At 69.4% G+C, this 1,029-nt stretch carries 2 pseudogenes; both read right to left on the bottom strand.

The features are described from left to right. Nucleotides 1-87: 87 nt before the first annotated feature. Nucleotides 88-456, bottom strand: a pseudogene (locus tag G3N97_RS38940) (DNA ligase-associated DEXH box helicase); the annotation flags it as partial. Beyond that, nucleotides 453-1,029, bottom strand: a pseudogene (locus tag G3N97_RS38945) (ATP-dependent DNA ligase); the annotation flags it as partial. The pseudogenes G3N97_RS38940 and G3N97_RS38945, both read right to left, overlap by 4 nt.

Consider the following 1,029-nt stretch of genomic DNA (forward strand, 5'->3'; position numbering starts at 1 on the left):
TCAGAGCACCGTGAGCGGCGCGGGCAACGGCGCGCGCCGCGCGGTTCCTGGCGAAGACGCGGAAGCCGGCGATGCCGAAACCGAAGCCGTCGACCACGCCGCCAGCGCGCCAATCCAAACCGCCCACGTCTTGCCCGCGCCGGTCGTCGCGTGCAACAGGCCGCTCGCGCCACGCGCGATCTCGCGCCAGACCGACTGCTGAAACGCGAACGGCTGCCAGCCCTGCGCCGCGAACCACTGCGCGATGCGCGTCTCGATCGGCGTCTGCGCGGCGTGCGCGTCGTAGGCGAACGGCTCGGGCGTGAACGCGTCGGCGCTGGCCGCGTCGACTTTTTCCTGCGCCGCACGCGAACGCGGTATGCGGCGCGGACGCGCTTTGCGCGGCGCGGCTTCGGAGCTGTCGTCGGTGTGGGCGGCCGTATCGGCGTCCGAATCGGCGTTATTCGGCGCGCTCATGGTCGCGCCTCGTTCAGAAAGCCTTTGAGCATGTCCAGCGTGTCGGCGTCGTCGATCGACTTGTCGGTGCGCCAGCGCAGCATGCGCGGAAACCGCACGGCGATACCCGATTTGTGGCGCGGACTCGCCTGGATCCCCTCGAAGCCGATTTCGAACACGAGCGTCGGCGTCACGCTGCGCACCGGACCGAACTTCTCGACCGTCGTCTTGCGCACGACCGCATCGACCTTGCGCATTTCCTCGTCGGTCAGGCCGGAATACGCCTTGGCGAACGGCACGAGCGTGCGCGTGCCGTCGCGCTCGTCCCAGACCGCGAAGGTGAAATCGGTGTAGAGACTCGCGTGACGGCCGTGACCGCGCTGCGCGTAGAGCAGCACGGCGTCGATCGAATACGGCTCGATCTTCCATTTCCACCACGTGCCCGACGCCTTGGTGCGCCCCACGCCGTACATCGACGCGCGTTCCTTGAGCATCAGCCCTTCCACGCCGCGCGCACGGCTCTGCTCGCGCAGCGCGGCGAGCGCGGGCCAGTCCGACGCCTCGACGATCGGCGACACCCGCAGCAGGTCGAGC

The sequence above is a fragment of the Paraburkholderia sp. Ac-20347 genome (assembly GCF_017104805.1).
GTDB lineage: Bacteria > Pseudomonadota > Gammaproteobacteria > Burkholderiales > Burkholderiaceae > Paraburkholderia > Paraburkholderia tropica.